Source organism: Lactobacillus intestinalis, assembly GCF_024397795.1.
GTDB lineage: Bacteria > Bacillota > Bacilli > Lactobacillales > Lactobacillaceae > Lactobacillus > Lactobacillus intestinalis.
The window spans coordinates 116,631-136,184 of the sequence record NZ_CP072985.1; the positions used below are offsets into that span (position 1 = coordinate 116,631).

Here is a 19,554-nt window from a genome sequence, read left to right on the forward strand (position 1 = left end):
TTTCATGCAAAACATTATTTTTTATTTATAAAAACTTACCCTATTATATCAAAGTTCCATCAAATTTTAATATATGGTTCATATATAGGGTATATCTAGAATATAAAAAATAGAAGACATATCGTCTTCTATTCATTGCATATTTAAAATATATCAAATATATATAATGTTTTTAATATGATAAATATTTTATATATTCCATTTGGATTTGTTAGATTTTTCTAAGAATTTCAATACATTCTGAAATTCTTCTTTTCGATCGGTTTTCTTAATTAGATCTAGAATAGCTTTATTAACTACTTCATTAATACTATCGCCATAGTACGCAGCCATAATTCTTAAGTCACTATCAATTTGTTTGGTAACTGATAGAACACGCTTTTCTGAACGTAATTCTTCAGTAGGCTTTTTCCGATGATCGATTTCAGAACTTCTTGATTTTCTTTCAGATCTACCACGACTAATAGTATCAACTAAAGCATCTGCAGGATTCATTTCTTGTGCCGCACGTTGAACTGATTTTGGTTGTTTAATATTAATATTTTTACTCATTTTCTAGCTCTCCTAATAACTCATCAACAAAATTGCTAATATCATGGGTAACTTTACTCTTTGGATCATATTCAAAAATAGACTGAAAAGCATTCTGTGATTCTTTTACAGAAATTGCTTCTCGAATTTTAGTTTCAAAGACATGAGTTTGAAGCGATTGAGCTGCTTCGGTAAGTGCAGTGGTCATTGCTTTACTGAAGATGGTTCGTGAATTGTAGCGTCCTATTAAAATACCAGCAATTGTTAATTTTGGATTACTTCTCCGTTTAATGGCTGCCACAGTGGAACCCAAATCACCTAATCCTTTTAATGAAAACAAATCAGCTTGAGTTGGCACTACTACTGTATCTGAAGCAGTTAAAGCATTCATTACAGCCATACTTAAAGCTGGTGGAGTATCAATAATGACATAATCATAATTGTTTTTGTAGTCCTCTAACTTATCTGACAAAATAAATTGAGCATCTAACATATGGTCTTGGGTTAATGTTACATCAAGTTTGGCCATTTGATTGCCAGCAGGTGCTAAATCAAGTTGATCATTAACATGTACTAAAATATCGTCAAGATTTAAATCTTGTGTTAACAATTCGTAAGTTGTTTGACTAGGATCATATTCTACACCTGTCCCATAACTGGCATCTGCTTGTTGATCAAGATCGATCAATAGTACTTTTTTTCCTTTTTCAATTAGAGCATCTTTTAGAAAAAGAGACGTGGTAGTCTTACCAGTCCCACCCTTTTGATTAGTTACAGTAATGACTTTCATAAGCATTCCTCGTTATATAATATTAATAATTTCTACTATAATAATGATATCATTAATTTCTATTAAATATAAGATACTAAAAATACTTTATATGTTTTGTATTTACTAAATATATGTAATATCTAATACATAATAAAAACTATTAATATGTTAAATGTATCTAATTATGTATTTCAACAAGAGTATATATTTTCCTAAAAATAATTCTCCCAAGAAAAATTGGCACAGAAAAATAAATATTAAAATTGTGTTTAGTAATAAATAAAACATTTTAACTAAGTCGATTTTAAAATTTCACTATTAATTTTCAATTTTTACGCGTAAGCGTCTTAGTTTTTTTATTTTTTTAAAGTCCTTTATACCCTTTATATATACCCTTTATATATACCCTTTATATTACCCTTTAGCGAATCTCTAAGCCCAGTAGTGATGGGCGATTCCGCGTTTGAAAAACGACGCGACGTGGAGCATAAATTAAACCGAAATGTGCTTTTATTACAGTTGTATCAAGGGCTGAGGAGGATTTTTTAAATAAAAAAATAAGGGTGACGTAGCGTGGAGCTTAAAAATGAGTGAAAATACGCTTTCTCCTAGTAATACCAAGGTTTGAAGTTAGTTTTAATAAGGGTGACGTGATGTGGAATTATTAAACGACGCCACGTGGAGTTATAAACGACGCGACGTGGAGTGGAAAAGTACCCTCAAAAAATAAGGGTGACGCTTTATGGAGAAAAGTTATCCACAGACTTTGTGAAATTATTTTTGGACAAATTATCGTGGAACTAAATATAAAAATTATAAAAGTATAATAAATTCGCTTTCATTGTTGAAATATTTAGATTTATTTAAGTTTGGTTAATAAGAGTGACATTTTATGGAACCACTACATATAGTGGCTTGATATTGCATTTATTATTAATAAGCCCTATATTTTGCGAGGTGACTTTAGTAGAAATAATAAGAGTGACATCTGGTGGAGTTAATAAGAGTGACACATCATGGAGGATATTTTGAAATTTTTATATAAAAAATTAAATATTTTCACTGATTTATTGTGAAACATATATTTTTTGAATAAATAAGGGTGTCAGCTCATGGAGCGTAAAAGTCATTCTTTTGAATAAGGGTGTCATGTTATGGAGATAAATAGACTAATTTTGAATAAGAGTGTCATTTCGTGGAGCTTATTAAATAAGAGTGACATCTTCGGGAGAGGTGGTGTAATGGGATTTAATAATAAGGGTGTCAGGCCATGGAATAAATTTTAAATAAGGGTGTCACATCATGGAGAAAATTTACCAAAAGCCCTTGAAGCATGGTCTTAATTGATTTATAGTGTTTTTAATCAAAACAACGACGTGACACATTCTTTGTGTCGTTATAAAAAAGGGCGGTAAAAGATGCCAGCTAAAAAGAGACCTATTCAGAAAATAATTAAGATTGACAATCGTTTTAACGATGATCCCATATTTGAACCTATCGATAGTTTGCCAGAAATTAATAGCAATATTTTTTGGCTTATTGCTGCCCAAGTGAAAGATCAGGGCAATAATTTAATTACTCTGTCGCCAGAGCAAATAAAGCGAGAAGTGGGCTACAATAGTCATATTTCTAATAAACAAATTGCAAAAAACGTTGACGATACTTTTAGTAAATTGCTGACTATTCAGCTATCCAAAGAGGATATCGATAAAAAAACTGGCCATATTACTAAAACTAGAGAAAATATTTTTCAAAAATCGATTGTAGACACTGATACCCTTGAAACTAGTGTAGAAGTAAGCAATAGTTTTTTGTATTTATTTAATCATTTAGAACATTGGACTCGATTTTCGATTACGCAATATGTACGCTTGCATTCCAACTATTCAAGAAAACTTTTTAGATTATTGAAACAGTGGCGTACAACAGGGAAAAAAGAATACACCATCGATGAATTTCGTAAACGTCTGCAAATTCCTAAATCTTATCGTCCCACAGACATCGATCGGCGCGTTTTGACGATCTGTAAAGAGGAATTGAGTGCTAATTTTCAAAATTTTAAAATCACTAAGAATTATCGTAAAGGAGTTCGTGGTCGAAAGTTAGAATCGTATATATTTACTTGGGTTCCTGAACAAAAAAATCAACAAGATATTTATTATGATTCCAGTATTGAGGATACAAATTCAGTCTATTACATTAAGTCAAATCCATTTTTAACCGAGAAAGAGAAATTTAGGGCCCTAGACAGGTTTTTCGGCTTTACCCTAGATACATCACTAAAAGAGTATAAAGACGGTCATATGCGCTCATATTTCCTTCCTAATAAACTTCATAATCGAAAAAAGCGAACAGTTTTCCACAGAAGTGATTTAAAATCACTTAGTCAATACAAACATGTCCAGTTTGGTCAGTTAATTGATGTGTATAAACAAGTTGGAGAAAAAGGTTTTTTAACTCAAGAGGATAAAGAAGATTTAGCTTTGCTAGAGATGGGATTTGCTAAAACTGAAAAAGATCGTGAAAAGGATCAAGAAGAGGCTAAAGAACGTTTGAAGCGTTTGGAAAGTCAAACTAAAGATTTACAAGCAACGACCGATAGTAATGTTACACTTGATTTTAGTCAATCAGGTGTTGAAACCATGTCGTTTTTTGATGATGAGAGTAATGAATAAATAATATAAAAAGCATAGTTAATATTAGCTATGCTTTTTATATTTCTAATATTATATATTTTATTAATATTGGATAAATTTGATATATTTCTAATATTAGTTATACTGTAAAACTAAAAGGCGTATAAATTGCTTTCTTAAGCTAAATGATCTATTTTTAAAAGGGAAAATCTGATTATTAGGAGGGATATTTTATGGACAATAAAGAAAAATTTCTAAGTAATGAAAAAGCTATTTTTAGTTTTGCAACAGATTTGTATTACAAAAATAAAGCTATGGAAGATCTAGTCGAAGTTCAAGAACAAAAAGATCTTCTGACTTTAAATCATAAAGCTGCACAAGAATTTAATGAAATTAATACAGCTCTTGCGTCATATTGCCAACCTCAAATAAAAGCAATTTTGCAAGTTAGCAGCAATGCTGAAGATATTGGTCCTGATTTTAACATGATGAAGGTTCAAGTAGATCAACTGATTCAAAACTATGATAATTTGAAAAAATTGATTCAATTGCAAGAAAGAATATTAGCTAAAAAAGATAAAACTTTGTCTAAATCTTGGCAAGATATGAAAACGCAAATTGATCAAATGGATATTGACAAGATGAAAGCAATCCAGAAAGATTTGGAAAAATAAGCAGTTTTAAAAATTGATAGAAAAATCTCGAAAACCTTATATATAGGGGTTCGAGATTTTTTATATAAATATATAACTATAAATAATATGTAGATTTCTTTATATAAGTGTTGTTATAATAGCAATTGCGTCTTATACTAAGACTATAATAATTATAAAAACAAAGAATATAGAACCTTATTTTTTATAATTATAAGTGTAAGCCTAAAGAAGTAAAAATTGAAGCTTAATCTTTCAAAATGAGTAGTATTATAAAAAATATATTTAATATTGAACAAATGATTAATATATATCATATTTATAATATCACGTTTATTTAATAGAGAAAATAATCAGTAGTTTAAGGAGAAAAACATAATAGATAAATGTAAAGAATGGGACGGAGAAATGTCTTGATTGGATTTTTAAAAACAATAAGGATAGAAAGTCTTTTTTAGCAACTATCACTCAAAGTACAGGAACTGGAAAAACTTATGCAATTGAAAATACTGTATGTAAACAAATTAACGCAAATGGTAATGAGATATTCTTTGTTGTAACTAATAATAAAGAAAATCGAAATGAAATATATAATGAACTATGTGGCCGAGATCCTCTCAATAAAGATAAGATTCTACTTTTAGAAAGTGATCATGATGCAATCGGTCATTACTTTGATTCTCTCTTGAACAATGACTTTAATAATATATTTCGAAGCAAATTTGAGGTACTGAATAAATGGAAAGAAGGTTTAAATCCTCAGTTAACGTCAACCATAGAAGTTTTAGAGAGTTTAATTCCAAAATATGTATTTAATACGAAGTCGTCAAATGATTTTTTTAAATTAAAGTATGCTCTAAGAAAAGACTTAAATCAGATCGCAAGTAAACAAGATAAAAATTTAAGTACTCTTCAAGATAAATTAGACTTTCGAAGAGAAATTGCTCCTTGGAGTTTTAAAATGTTTCCTGACTCAAATATTCATCAATATCAGGTTATTGTTTTAACTATGCATAAATTTATTAGAAAATACAATCCGATTTTAGGAAATAGAATGTATTTTTGGAATATTAATTTTGATAATAAAAAAGTAACCACTTTCATTGATGAGTCTGATGAAGAAAAGAAAATAATGCTAGATATATTAGTAGATCAAGATGAATCTTCTAGTCGTAGAGAAGATGTTATAACTTTATTCAAGCGTGTATATATGAATTTAACACCTTCAATCAATCAGCCTTCTAACTTCGTCCAAAATGTGGTAGATGAAAGAGGACGTAAAAATCAAGATCGTTTTAAAAATATGTATAAAAAATTTAAAGAAGTGTATGATCAATATCATCTTGAAAGTGGCTTACGAATTTCTAGTGAAGTAAAGGAAAACGAAATTAATCGTTTTATTTTTAATTGCGGTCAACAAAATTATCTTTTTAATGGAAACAAGCAATATTTAGTGTGGGAGTATGATAAAAAGGCAAATTTAAATGTACTTAAAAATAATAGGGCTCAGTATTTAGAAAAGAAAGAATATCGCTTGACTACTATAGTTCAAAAATTAGAAAGATTATTGAAGTTCTTTACTAGGAATATGTATTCCATTACTAAAGCTGTATACAAGGCAACTAGTATTCATACAGATGATTTTGAATCAGAATTAGTTCGTCAATTAAATAATGTTCTTCTTCCAACGCAAAATGAATTTTTAGCCGACTATTTTATTGAAAACTTTCTAGATGATATACCAAATAGAACAATTCCAAATATTAGAAACAATTTTGCTAAAGATACTACTTTGTACGCAGAAGGAATTAATGTTTTCAATATTATATCTAATGAAAAAGATGAAAATGTGCATGTCTATCTTTATTTACAAAATAATTTTCCAGAAAAAGTATTAGTTCAAATTGCTAATCATACTAGGACCATTCTTTTATCAGCTACGGGAGATAATCCTTCACCGATTTCCAACTTTGATTTAAATTGGGTAAAAAATAATGTTAAACATAATGTAAGCTTGTCTTCTAAGCTCGAAGCTGTATTAGATAATGAAAATAAAATACGAAATAAGAAGTTAGAAGAAAAGGCAAACTGGAATATTAATGAAATAGGGAAATCGTTGATAACAGCTCATGGAACTTTAGCTCAAGTTATGATTAATACTTTAAAACAAGAGCTTAATCTGGAATTATCTTTAGAAGCAGCGAGAGAATTATTAATGGAATTTCCCACTTCTCATATTTCTGACTATGAACGTATTGGCATCAATCCCGATATGAATTTTATAAATGCTGCAGATAAAAGTGATGATGATCTCGCTCAAAACGTTTCTTTTAATTTTACTCGGCAACTAAAGTGGCTATTAACAACAATAGCTTTTTATCAAAATTATCAAAAACATCCTTATTGTAATTCTTACGTTATCTTTACTAACGTACAATTAACTGATGAAAATAATGATCCTGATATGAATGACAAAAAGTGGTTATTGGCAGCTTTAACTCGATTAGGATTTTCTACTAAGAGTTCAGATTTTGAGTTTATAAATGCTCAAAATAAAGAGAATATAAAAAACATAAAGGAAGAATGGGGAGCCGGACAGTTTAAAATTTTGTTTACTAATAGAGAGGCTTTCAGTAGAGGAATAAATTTAAGTTACAAGTTAAGTGATAAGTTAGAAGAAAAATATGGTAGGTATTATCAAAAAAATGATGAACATAGTGATACGTCTCAAGTAGATGTGACTGGAATCTATGAAGAACAACCATCTCATTTAGCTGTAGTTTCTCAAAATAATACGCAAAATTCTGTAGATGATGACATTAAATTTATATATGAACAATATATGTTACACTATTCAAATTTAACTGATTTAAATCAAGATGATATTAAAAAGCGAATTCGGACATTTTTTAATCATAAAGGAGTACCCTTTTGGAATTTAATTCCTATGAAAATAGCTTCTACTGTTAATGTTGAACAAGCAATGGGACGTTTATGTAGAAATGGTCGAAAAGCGGATCAAGTTCTCATTAATTTAGATTATTCAATGACGGAACGTTTAGATTATAAGTATTTAGCTTCAAAGAGAACCAATGTCATTATGGAGAAAATCCTAAATAAGCATCTTCCTTTGTTAGAAGATGCTTATCAACAATTATTTACTTCACCCGAAGAACAAGCAATGATAGATTTAATTAATAAAAAAGGGATATTTCTTCAAGATTTGGCAAATAATTTACGTACATTGGGTATTGGAAAACAATGTGAATGGATATTGTTGAGAGAATTTATAGGAAAACATCCAATAATTCAAGATTCTAGTCAAATTCCTTCTAATTTAGATAATACGCTGTATGGTTTTTATTATCAAAACGAGCATCAAATCAAAAATTACTTTTATTGTTTTAAAGATCAAGAATATCAACTTGCCTTTATTGCTTCAACTGAAGAAAAAGCTAATCAAAAATTGAAAAGTTATAAAGCCCATTATGAAGATAATCCCTTACTTAAATATCATGAATTTAATTTAAAAAAAGAATTATCATATTTGAATAAGATTTTTGACAAAAATCCCTGGATTAAAAAGGAACTTCAACGCGAAGGATATGATTTGGATTTTTCTAAAAAAGGGAAATTGCTTCTAGCTCCATTAGCTTTCAATAATTTATATAAGGCTGCTATTAGTGAAAAGATTTTTGAAATTATAGCACGCCATTATTCTTGGAATTTTCATTCTATGAAAGATTTGGCTAAGTCAGAATTTGAATTATATGATGGCTTTCTCAATATACAAAATTCTATTTTATATGTGGATGTGAAAAACTATAATTCGAATAAATATAGTATGAGCAAGAAAAATCTTAATCAACAAGTTATAAAAAAAGAAAAAGAACGTTTAGGTGTATCTGAAGGAGAAGCAGTAGTAATTGTAAATTTGTATCAATTTGAAAGTGATATGGAATATAAACCAGTTCGAATTTTAGATAAAATTAAATCCGACGGAGTTTATATTTATCCAGCTTTGTTTGATAATGATGGAACTCTAAATAATGATTTGATTCAGGATTTGGGAGAATTAACTTATGGAAATAACAATTAATCAGATCGAAAAACCAATTATTAATTATAAAAAATTGAATAAAGATTATATTTTATTTCAGCTAAATTGTACGATGAAATTTATACCTAAAAGTTTACTCAATCGATTGGCACAGGAAAATCCTCAGATTTTGGCCGTCAGTTATAAAAAATCAAAAGAAGGAATTTGGATATATCTTTTAACTGATGTAAATAATTCTATTGATATATATGAATTGAGAGCCAAGCTAGAGAAAATGGGCGCACAGTTTTCTCAATTACAAAAGGTAGATTTTAATATTTTAGAGACAGATACTATTTTAAATATTTTACTTTGCTTATTGAGCAGCTTTAATATTGTAAAAGGTAGCAATATTCTTGGTAGACTTTATATTAATTCATCGTTAACAGCCCAAAAACAACTTACTCTTAATGAAGTAGAATTTAGTAAAGAACTTAATTTACAAGTACATTCTCGGCAATTTACTAAAATTGCTGCATTTAAGACACATAAAGATAGAAGGGGTGACTTGTCTAAATTTTCTAAAGGAGGATTAGGGAAGAGTGCACGTTACAAAATTGACGTTAAACACAACTCTATTAGCCAAATTTCGGGGTGTTATCAAAAAGGAGAAAATGATGATTTATATTTGCAACATCCTTTAGTAAAAAATGGTAAAGGTAGTCTGACTAAATTCTGGAGATTCAATACCACTATTTCAAAGTTGGAATCGAGTATCGTTGGTATAGAGTATTTGATTTTAAATAAAATGAATGAAAAGTTTTCTGAATATCTTTCTAAGTTAGCTTTTAAAACAATTGCAGTAGAAACTTTGAAGGATCCTATGGGACAACCTGCTCATAGGAAAGAACTTGAAGCATCTATTCGAGATGTTTTTAAAGATAAGATAATCTATATTAAAAATATGACTGAAGATGATAAAAAAGTAGAAGAATTGCTGAAAATATTTAGTGATACTACCCAAATATTTCCAGCAATTAAAGCGGGGAAGCCTTTGAAAGTAAAGCCTTTTTCAAACAAAATGCAGAATCAAAGTGTTCCTACTTTAGTATTAATTCATGATATTGATTGGTACGATCGCAATAAAAAAGAAGATCAGTATTTAAAATATAAAGGTGATATAGTACAGCATTTAGCCGTAGAAAATTTAAAGGGTAAGGAAGTTCCAGTTTTACTTTTAAATGCTGTAAAAGAATTAGTGATAAAAGAAATGCTAAATACTCATTCAACTTTAGGATGGGAAAAGATGGTGGATTTATCAAACTTTTCTTTTTATAAATATTATCCTGATCAGGAAGCAACTCTTCAATATATTTCCCACAGAGATACTTTTGAAATAAGAGAACTACATCCTTTTAAAGATATAGATCCTTATAGAAAATTTGGTTTAGTTTCCGGCAATATAAACGCTGTTGAATGTATTATTAAAGATCATAAAAATGGAACATTTTTTGAAGTAAAGGCTACGGGCTTACGGACTATCCCTAACAAGAATTATTATGAAGCGCTAAAAGAAGGAAAAAAGGTTGGAAGAGGGGAAGCTGATTTAGAAAAGTATTTGAGTGGAATGGTGAATATAAATTATTATATAAAAAATCAAAGTATTTATTACAATGTAGGTGAAATAGGTAAAGGTATGAATAAAACTTTACCACGTGCATCTGTAGTTAGGGAGATACACCCCATCAATTCAATCCAAGCAACTAATACTTTTACCAATATTGAACCACTTCTAAAGTCAATGAGTATGACCTGGGTTAGATTCAAGCAATATACGGTTTTGCCATATCCGATCAAATTGCTTAACGAATATTATTTATCTAATATTAGGTAGATCAGTTATATCATTAATACCTAAGATATATATAATATAAATAATATATTATTTTATATAATCTATTATTTTTTAATTGACTTATAAAAATTGTGAGATACTTAGTAAGTGTTACAAGATAAATAGAATTATCAAGGTGAATTATTTCAAAAATGGATTACAGTAAATACTTTGATTTGGATTTAGATGACGCTAAACAATATGTAGTTGATCATACGGACTTCTTTGGGGACAAAAAGGCTAGTGAGTTAAACATCAAAGAAGTTAGCGATGGAAATATTAATCATGTTTATCGAGTGGATGATGGTAAAAAGTCGCTTATTTTAAAACAAACTGGTAAAACTATCAGAACGTCGGGCAATCCTCTAGACCAACATCGTGGTCATATTGAAGATCGCACTTTAGAAATCCAAAGAAAGCTAAGTGGAGGTCAAGTTCCTGAAGTTTATGATTATAATGAAACCATGCATGTCATTTTGATGGAAAATGTAGCAGATTTCAAGAATTTACGTTATGAACTGAAGAAAGAGAAGATTTTTCCTAAATTTGCTGATCAAATTTCAAGTTTTATGACAAATGTTTTGTTGCCAACAACTGATTTAGTAATGGATCGAATCGAAAAGAAAAAGATGGTTAAAGACTTCGTGAATGTGGGTCCATGTGACATTACTGAAAAATTGGTTTTGACTGAACCTTACTATAATTACTTAGGGAGAAACGTTTTTGATGATAAGATCTTGCCATTTATTAAACAAAATCTTTATAAAAATTCTTCACTTAAGGTTGAAGTAGGCAAACTACGGAATAACTTTATGAATAATGCGCAAGCCCTTTTGCATGGTGATTTACATAGTGGCTCGATTTTTATCAATCAATCAGATATTCGCGTGTTTGATAGTGAGTTTGCATTTTACGGACCAATGGGATATGACATCGGAAATGTAATCGGAAACTTGATTTTCCCATATGTGGTTCAAAAAGCATATTTAAATAAGGAAGGAAAAGGTAATAAAGAATTTATTGTTTGGCTTCAAAAGACTATTGCTCAAGTTCTTGATATGACATTTAATAAAATGGCTAAAAAGTATGATGAGATCGTGAAGTTTCCATTCTATAAAGAACGGGGCTTCAAGAATAGTTACCTGCGCAATGTAGAAAATGATACTTTAGGCTATGCGGGGACTGAGATTATTAGAAGAACAGTAGGTGACTCTAAAGTTCTTGAAATTACTGATATTGAAGATCAGAATTTACAAAACTTAGTAATGGAAATCTTTGTTAAAATTGGGAGTAATTTGATTATGAATCGCTCGGTTTACAATAATGGTGAAGAAATTGTTGCTGATATTGATCAAATTTTCGATGAAATGATTGCTAAATAGGAGGGCATGAAATGAAGCGTGAAGATGAAGGAATGCCTTTTCTTCTAAGATATGAGAATGTAGCTTGGTATGAAGATGGAAAAGTAAGAATTTTAGATCGGCGTGTTTTTCCGTGTGAAAAAAGATTTGTGATCTATACGGATTATCATGAGATAATTAAAGCTATTCAAGATATGGTGACCCAAAGTGCAGGTCCTTTTACTGCAGTTGGAATGGGGATGGCACTTGCAGCTTATCAATGTAAAAATATGCCAGAAGAAGAGCAAGTTGAGTTTTTGACTAAAGCTGCTGATGAATTGGGGAATGCGCGTCCTACTACCGCCAACCGTTATTCTGCTATCACGCATCGGGCTTTAGATAAACAATTAAAAGCTCTTCAAGCAGGGAAATCAGCAGTTGAAGCTGCTTTCAATGATACGATTGATTCATTAAACAGAAGATATGCAACCGAACAAAAAATTGGCGACAACTTTGTAAGTTTGCTTTCTAACAACTCAAGTATTCTTACTCACTGTTACGCCGAAACAGTTATTGGTTGTATTATTCGAGCTGCCAAGAAACAAAATAAGACTTTGAAAGCTTATGACACAGCTACTGAACCATTCTTCCAAGGGGCAAAATTGACAGCCAGTTGTTTTCAAGAAGGTGGTTTTGAAACTACTATGGTACCCGACAATATGGTTAACTTTGTACTTGAACGTGGGGATATTGATATCTTTACGACAGCTGCAGATTCAGTGACGATGGATGGCTATTTAGTAAATAAGGTTGGAACTAAACAAAATGCCATTCTTTGCAATCGCGTCGGAGTTCCGTATTTCCCTACCGAAATTCCTGATCAAGATAAGAAGAGTCATGAAGACATTAAAATTGAAATGCGGGACCCAGAAGATAGTTTGAAGTTTGAAGGAAAGAAATACACGATGGACGGTGTAAAGTCGATTTATCCGGCCTTTGACATTACTCCTCCATATTTGATCAATGCTTTGGTAACTGATCGCGGAGTATTTTCACCATATGATTTGGCATCATATGCTAAGCTTGGTGGCGAAGATTTTTATTAAATAGGATGGAAAAATAATGGATTATATTGAAGAACGTAAAAAGATTGTAGAATATGGTAAGCAAATGATTACCAATAATCTAACCACTGGAACTGGCGGTAATCTCAGCATTTATATTCCTGAAAAGAAAGTTATGTTAATTAGTCCTTCGGGAATTGATTATTTTAAGACTAAGCTGGAAGATGTAGTGGTCATGGACCTGGATGGAAATGTATTAGAAGGCGATAAAAAGCCATCTAGTGAGTATGAATTGCATAGCATTTTTTATCGTCATAATCCAGAAGTACGTGCAGTTGTCCATGCTCATGCTGATTATGCAACTGCTTGTGCTTGCTTAAGAATTAATATTCCGCCATTGCACTACATTATGGCTGATATTGGGGATGAGCTTCGTTGCACTGACTATAAAATTTATGGGTCTTCTGAAATTGCCCAAGAAGCTTATCGCGTAATGGGTAAGAATAAAGGAATTCTTCTAGCAAATCATGGTTTGCTGGCAATTGGAAAAGATATTGATTCTGCCATGGGAATTGCGCGCAATATTGAAATGATGTGTAAGTTATATATTCGTGCTTCAAGTATTGGCAATCCAGTTATTTTATCTAAAGAAGAAATGGCTGCAGTAAAGAAGAAATTTGAAACTTACGGGCAGGTAAAAGATAAGAAGTAAACTTCTATTTTTCGATTAAATATACCCAATGGCTACGTGGGAATTCACGTTTGAAAGCGGCGTTCACTATATGTTTATCTTCTAGATTGTCGAATTTTAATTCTTTGACTTGATTATAGTATCCTTTTTCTGTTAAAAAGTAAGAATCGGCTGCAGTTTCAAGAGCTAAAGAACGATCTTTCTTTTTAGTTAAGAATGCAATTTTTCGTGGCTTGTTGGTTTTAATAGATTTTTTTAAAAGTTTTTCAGCTTGATTAAGTGAAATGAGTTTCAATTTAATTCCCTCCTCTAGATAAACTCATTATACCGTGAAAATAACAAAATTATTTTATTTATTCGTTATCTTTTTTAACCTCAAAAGTGTCTTAAAACCCCATGATATCGGGCTTTAGGCCACTTTTTATTTCTTTATAAAAATGCTTGCGTTTAATAACGAATGTTATGTAATATAGTTGTCAAGAGGAAATGAAGAGTTTTAGAATCGAAGGTATTTAAAATGAAGAAGTTAGTTAAAGTTGTTTCAAGTTTAGTTCTTGCTGTTAGTTTTTTAGGTGTTGGTTCAACTGTTAGTGCTGCTACTTTCAATGCTCCAAAGTTGGGTGTTGCCGAAATTGCTCCAACTGATCCAGCCATTAAGAAGGGCGAAAAGATTTTCGTAACTGTCAAAGATACTAAGAAGCAAACTGTTGCAGTTTACAACAAGGATGCTAAGAAGACTTCAAAGACTGTCAAGATGGGTTCAACTTTTACTGCAAAAGATGTTAAGAAAGTTAACGGCAAGAAGATCGTTAAGGTTTCATCAAACAAGTGGTTGAACACTAAAGATGTTGTAAAAGACTAATTGTTTTAAATACTTTTGATTCAAAAGAAAACGGAAGGCATTAACTTAATGTCTTCCGTTTTTGCTATACTAAGAAAATAAGCTTGTAAGACTATTGTTTCTACCAGGAGTGTTCACACTATGGAGATTAAAATGCAAAAATATACCCGTTTAGCTACAAATGATGATTTAATCTCAATTATGAAAATTATTGATAATGCCAAGGACTTTTTGAAAAAATCTGGCAGTACTCAATGGCAAAACGGTTATCCAAATGAAGAAAGCATTCTTGAGGATATTAAAAATAAAAGCGGATATGTTTTTATAGTTGGAAATAAGGTAGCTGCTTATGCTGCAGTGATTGTGGGAATTGAGCCTACATATCAAGAAATAGATGGAGCTTGGAAGAATGAGCTCGAAAATTATGCAACGATTCACCGAATTTGCTTTAGTAAAGATTTCCAAGGTGATGGATTGGGGAAGATGTTCTTATCCAATATTATTAGTTTAAAATATGCTCAAGGTATTTCAAATTTCCGTGTCGATACTCATAAATTGAATGCTCCCATGCAGGCATTAGCCACTCACAATGGTTTTGAATATCGTGGAATTATTCAACGTAATGAAGATGAAGATCCAGACCGTTTAGCATATGAGTTGAATTTGTAGTAAATTTAATATTTTTGAATTATTAAAATCCTGATAGAAGTTAAATAAATTTGAAGGTATAATAAAAATAAAATGCTGGAAGGACAGTATTTTATTAGTATTCCTCACGTATGTGGGGATGATCCTGTAAATTGTAATTATAGGATTTTTACAAAATCGTATTCCCTACATACGTGGGGGCAAAACTTATGCATAAAACTTATAGTAATTAATGCATTATAAATCTTGGATATTAAATAGGGCTAACTTTATAATGAGGCTAATGAGAAAGGAATGGTTTTATGTCTATTTTTGATGAAACTTTAACAATGAATAATGGTTTAAAAATTCCTAAGATGGCCCTTGGTGTATGGGAAATTCCTGATTCTGAAACACCTAAAGCTGTTGAAGAAGCAATTAAAATTGGTTATCGTCATATTGATACTGCTCAAGCTTATGGTAATGAACATGGAGTAGGTGAAGGAGTAAGAAATTCTGGAATTGCTCGTGATCAGATTTTTATTAATTCAAAAGTTGCTGCAGAAATAAAAAATTATAAAGAAGCTAAGGATTCAATTGATGAAACTTTAGAAAAAATGGACTTAGATTACCTTGATATGATGATTATTCATAATCCTCAACCTTGGAATGAAGTAAATCAATCAAGTGATCGTCACTTGGAAGGTAACCTTGAAACTTGGCGTGCTATGGAAGATGCAGTTAAAGAAGGAAAACTGCGCACAATTGGTGTTTCTAGTTTTGAAAAGGACGATTTAGATAATTTGATTAAGAACAGTTCTACTAAACCTGCTGTTAATCAAATTTTGATTCATATTGGTGAAACTCCAATGGATTTAATTGATTATAGTCAAGATAATGATATTGTAGTTGAAGCATTTTCACCGATCGCTCATGGAGCTGCTTTAAATAATCCAGAAATTAAGAAAATGGCTGATAAATATGGTGTAAGTGTGCCCCAACTATGTATTCGTTATGATTGGCAACTTAATTGCGTTGTTTTGCCAAAGTCTGCTAATCCGGCTCACATGAAGAGTAATGCAGAAATTGATTTTGTAATTAGCGATGAGGATATGGAAAAGCTTAAGAAATTTACACCTGTCGACTATGGTAAAGCAGGAATTTTCCCAGTCTTTGGCGGAAAAATGTAATCAAAATAAAGTTTCTATGATGAGAGCTAATAAGAGGCTCTCATTTTTTGTTTAAAGAAGAAGTTAGTTTCGAAATTTTTAAGCATTTTTATTAACATTGTAGTTAGGAAGTGATAGGTTTAAGGTATCAAGAATAATATTGAGGAGGTTTTTTCATGGAAAAGCGTAAAGTAGTTATTATCGGTGGATCACACGGCGGCCATGAAGCAGCTTTTGAAATCTTAAATCGCTATGATAATGTTGATGTAATTTTGCTAGAAAAATCAGATTATGTTTCGTTTATGTCATGTGGAATGAAATTATATCTGGAAGGAAAGACTACAGGTATTAACGATGTAAGAAACTTCAGACCTGAAGATTTGAAGGGGAGAGGTGGCCATATGTATAACAATACAGAAGCCACTGAAATTAACACCTATACAAATACAGTGACTGCTAAGGACGTAAACACTGGTGAAACTAAAGATTTTAAATATGATAAGTTAATTATTTCATCAGGAGTTGAACCAGCAAGTTTGCACGTTCCCGGTGCGGATTTAGACAATATTTATTTAATGCGCGGTTACGATTGGGCAAAAAAGATTGATGCAGCTCAAAAGGATGATAGCATCAAAAATGTTGCTGTCATTGGGGCTGGTAACGGAATTGCTGCTGCCGAAGTAATGGCGAAGGCCGGTAAGAATGTAACTTTGATTGATTCAGGTAAAAAACCTCTAGAAAATTATCTTAATGATACTTACACTGATATTTTTGACGAAGTTCTAACTAAAAATGGCGTTAACTTAGCCATGAATAATAAGGTCACTGGCTTTTCTGGTGAGGGAAAAGTTGAAGCTGTTGAAACGGACCATGGTAAAATTAAGACTGATTTAGTAATTATTGCTGTAGGAGTTACTCCTAATACTGAATGGCTTAAAGGAACTATTGAACTTTATGATAATGGGTATATTAAGACTGATGATTACTTCAGAACCAGTGTTGTAGATATCTATGCAATTGGAGATGCTGTATTTCCATTTGATATTCCTGCAAATCGTCGTGTACCAATTCCTTCCGCAATTGCAGCGCGTCATGAAGCTCAATATGTAGTACAACACTTGTTTGAAACTACTCCATCTCGTCCATTTAAAGGAATTGTAGGTGCGCAAGTTTTGGAGGCATTTGATACTCATGCCGTAGTGACTGGTTTAAGCCTTAAAAATGCTAAAAAGGCAGGCATTAATGCAGTTGAAGTAGTCTTTAAAGATCGAATTAGACCAGATTATATTCCAGATGAAGACAATCCTGAAGCTTATATTTCAATTGTATATAATGAAGATAGTCATCAAGTTTTAGGTGGGTCAACTCTTTCAACCTATGATATTACGGGCCAAGCAAATGTTTTAAGCTTAGCTATTAGATATAAATTAACTTTGGAAGATTTGGCAGAAGCTGACTTCTTCTTCTCACCAAGTTTCGATCGTCAATGGAATTTAATTAATTTAGCTGCTCAAAAAGCTCTTGGTTATTATAAGATTGTTTAGCTTAAAGCTGAAACTAAAAAAGGCCTCACGTAAAGTGACGCCTTTTTATTGTCCTCCGTTTAGTCAAAAGGATATTTCATTCCCCACGAAGTTCGAACACTAGTCAATATATGAGCGATATCATGTGACATTTGAAGTTGACCATCATCATGTCCCTGTTCAATATATCTTTGCATATCTTGAACTTCATATTTAAGTGCATCATCATTATTGCCAGCAGTCATTGTTTCATGAGTTTCTTCATGAGTACTAGCAGTATAAGTGATTTCGGCTGTTGTAGCACGAGGATATTGATTGATTTCAACGTAACCTTTTGTTCCAGAAACTACCCCACGTTTTGGCTGTTTAGCACGCATTGAAAGTGCCATAACTACCATTTGATCTTGGGTATTCTTTAAAATAATACCTGATTGTTCATCTACTCCAGTTTCAAAGAATTTAACAGTAGTAAGAATACTTTCGGGAGCTTCATCTAGAAATGTTCGAGCAAAAGCAGTTGCATAACCTCCAATATCTAAAAGAGCACCGCCTGCTAAATCTTTATTAAAGAAACGATTTTTAGGATCATAATCTTTCAAACTACCGAAGTTTACTTGAATCATCTTAATTTTTCCAAGTTTACCACTTTTAATCAAATTAAGTACTTTTTGATAAATTGGCATATGATAAAGGGTAAATCCTTCAGTTAAAATCAGGCCTTTTTCTTTGGCAAGTTTTTCTACTTCATCAAATTGGCGAGCGTTTACGGTCATTGCTTTTTCTGCAAAGACATGTTTGTTTGCATTCAAAGCCTTTTTGATATATTCATAATGAAAAGTGTGTGGAGTAGCAATATAAATAATATCAATATTTGGATCAGCAATCATTTCATCTGGATTGGTAAAGGTATATGTAATATGCTTTTCTTTAGCGAATTTTTCGAGCATTTCTTCATTTACGTCTGCAACTGCATAAACCTCACCATTAACTGCGTTCAATGCATCTGCCATTTCATGAGCAATCCATCCAGTACCGATCATACCCCAATTATATTTTTTCATTTTAAATCACCTTTCTTAATTTCAATTGCGTTATCTTTGACATCAGTTGTAATTAAACTTGTTACTAAATTATGAAAGTAGGAAGTGCTAACCACGCCATTTTGTTTACTTAGTTGCGTATTAATGCTCAAAATATCCTTCCAGTTTTTTGCATAAGCGTCAATTAGTAAGTTACCTAAAGAAGTGTAAGCTAAGGATGCTATCGTTTTATCCTCTCTCACTTGGGCCTGTAAGTTTAGATTTTTACAAGTTTGCAGAATTTGGCCTAAACAAGGAGGAGCGACTTCTATACAAAGTTGAACTTTATTTGTAAGTTCTTTGGTAATTCGCTTACGTGGGACAAGCAAAACATATTTATCACTAATTTGACTGGCTAATTTTTCGTATAAATGAATGCCACCATTACTTTTTAAAGCATTAAAATTATAATCAACGCTATCGCAGCCATCAAAAGCAAGATCAATATGAGATATTTGATTTAGATTAACTACTTTCAATCCTAATTTTTGACAATTAAGTCGCGTTATTTCTGAAGGTGAGCATAGAATTAGATCTATTTCATTATGATGTGCAATTTCTTGAGCTAAGTTAAATACGTTATGACCACCACCAAGACTTACTGTCATATGTGGCTTAATTTTTGAAAAAGCTAAAGAGCTAATAGTTTGAATACTAATCACCGTCCAATCATGTAATTAATTTACATAAAATAT

Annotated in this window: 16 protein-coding genes; 11 read left to right on the top strand and 5 right to left on the bottom strand. The window is 31.2% G+C overall.

Annotated elements, in window-relative coordinates; genetic code table 11:
- Nucleotides 1-189: 189 nt before the first annotated feature.
- Together KBW87_RS08630 and KBW87_RS08635 are read right to left on the bottom strand one after the other, a co-directional pair.
- The gene (locus tag KBW87_RS08630) at nt 190-552 is read right to left on the bottom strand and encodes a hypothetical protein (RefSeq protein ID WP_057808734.1); all 363 of its coding nucleotides are present in this window, start codon (nt 550-552) and stop codon (nt 190-192) included.
- Nucleotides 545-1,321 (bottom strand): ParA family protein, encoded by a 777-nt coding sequence (locus KBW87_RS08635; RefSeq protein ID WP_057808736.1) that lies wholly within the window; start codon nt 1,319-1,321, stop codon nt 545-547. The genes KBW87_RS08630 and KBW87_RS08635 overlap by 8 nt, the downstream gene beginning before the upstream one ends.
- A 1,400-nt stretch (nt 1,322-2,721) precedes the next feature.
- Here KBW87_RS08635 and KBW87_RS08640 point away from each other — a divergent pair.
- The 7 genes from KBW87_RS08640 (at nt 2,722) to KBW87_RS08670 (ending at nt 13,641) form a co-directional block, all read left to right on the top strand.
- Entirely contained in the window at nt 2,722-3,978 is a 1,257-nt protein-coding gene (locus KBW87_RS08640; RefSeq protein ID WP_057808739.1) for a replication initiation protein, read from the top strand.
- A 194-nt stretch (nt 3,979-4,172) separates the two neighbouring features.
- Nucleotides 4,173-4,613, top strand: a complete 441-nt coding sequence (locus tag KBW87_RS08645; RefSeq protein ID WP_057808741.1) for a hypothetical protein — start codon at nt 4,173-4,175, stop codon at nt 4,611-4,613.
- Nucleotides 4,614-5,277: 664 nt separating this feature from the next.
- Nucleotides 5,278-8,691, top strand: a complete 3,414-nt coding sequence (locus KBW87_RS08650) for a hypothetical protein (protein ID WP_057808743.1) — start codon at nt 5,278-5,280, stop codon at nt 8,689-8,691.
- Nucleotides 8,675-10,525, top strand: coding sequence for a hypothetical protein (locus KBW87_RS08655; RefSeq protein WP_057808745.1), 1,851 nt, complete (start codon nt 8,675-8,677; stop codon nt 10,523-10,525). The genes KBW87_RS08650 and KBW87_RS08655 overlap by 17 nt, the downstream gene beginning before the upstream one ends.
- 152 nt (nt 10,526-10,677) lie before the next feature.
- On the top strand, nt 10,678-11,907 hold the full coding sequence (mtnK, locus tag KBW87_RS08660) for an S-methyl-5-thioribose kinase (protein WP_057808747.1): 1,230 nt from the start codon (nt 10,678-10,680) through the stop codon (nt 11,905-11,907).
- An 11-nt stretch (nt 11,908-11,918) separates the two neighbouring features.
- The gene (locus tag KBW87_RS08665; protein ID WP_057808749.1) at nt 11,919-12,971 is read left to right on the top strand and encodes a s-methyl-5-thioribose-1-phosphate isomerase; all 1,053 of its coding nucleotides are present in this window, start codon (nt 11,919-11,921) and stop codon (nt 12,969-12,971) included.
- A 16-nt stretch (nt 12,972-12,987) separates the two neighbouring features.
- Nucleotides 12,988-13,641: an L-fuculose-phosphate aldolase gene (locus tag KBW87_RS08670; protein WP_057808751.1), complete on the top strand. Its 654-nt coding sequence runs from the start codon at nt 12,988-12,990 to the stop codon at nt 13,639-13,641.
- Nucleotides 13,642-13,645: 4 nt separating this feature from the next.
- Here KBW87_RS08670 and KBW87_RS08675 read toward each other — a convergent pair whose 3' ends face one another.
- On the bottom strand, nt 13,646-13,915 hold the full coding sequence (locus KBW87_RS08675) for a hypothetical protein (protein WP_057808752.1): 270 nt from the start codon (nt 13,913-13,915) through the stop codon (nt 13,646-13,648).
- A 222-nt stretch (nt 13,916-14,137) separates the two neighbouring features.
- On the opposite strand from KBW87_RS08675, the gene KBW87_RS08680 reads away from it, so the two are divergent.
- The 4 genes from KBW87_RS08680 to KBW87_RS08695 all read left to right on the top strand — a co-directional run bounded on the left by KBW87_RS08680 (nt 14,138) and on the right by KBW87_RS08695 (nt 17,801).
- Nucleotides 14,138-14,482, top strand: a complete 345-nt coding sequence (locus KBW87_RS08680; protein ID WP_255807326.1) for a hypothetical protein — start codon at nt 14,138-14,140, stop codon at nt 14,480-14,482.
- Nucleotides 14,483-14,614: 132 nt separating this feature from the next.
- Nucleotides 14,615-15,130: a GNAT family N-acetyltransferase gene (locus tag KBW87_RS08685; protein ID WP_057811553.1), complete on the top strand. Its 516-nt coding sequence runs from the start codon at nt 14,615-14,617 to the stop codon at nt 15,128-15,130.
- 281 nt (nt 15,131-15,411) lie between these two features.
- Complete coding sequence (locus KBW87_RS08690) at nt 15,412-16,278, top strand: aldo/keto reductase (RefSeq protein WP_057811535.1); 867 nt, start codon at nt 15,412-15,414, stop codon at nt 16,276-16,278.
- A 155-nt stretch (nt 16,279-16,433) separates the two neighbouring features.
- Nucleotides 16,434-17,801, top strand: coding sequence for an FAD-dependent oxidoreductase (locus tag KBW87_RS08695; RefSeq protein ID WP_057811534.1), 1,368 nt, complete (start codon nt 16,434-16,436; stop codon nt 17,799-17,801).
- Nucleotides 17,802-17,860: 59 nt separating this feature from the next.
- Here the strand turns inward: KBW87_RS08695 and KBW87_RS08700 are convergent, their stop codons facing one another.
- Nucleotides 17,861-18,841 (bottom strand): Gfo/Idh/MocA family protein, encoded by a 981-nt coding sequence (locus tag KBW87_RS08700; protein WP_057811533.1) that lies wholly within the window; start codon nt 18,839-18,841, stop codon nt 17,861-17,863.
- Nucleotides 18,838-19,521, bottom strand: a complete 684-nt coding sequence (locus tag KBW87_RS08705) for a ribose-5-phosphate isomerase A (RefSeq protein ID WP_338108171.1) — start codon at nt 19,519-19,521, stop codon at nt 18,838-18,840. The genes KBW87_RS08700 and KBW87_RS08705 overlap by 4 nt, the downstream gene beginning before the upstream one ends.
- Nucleotides 19,522-19,554 lie beyond the last annotated feature (33 nt).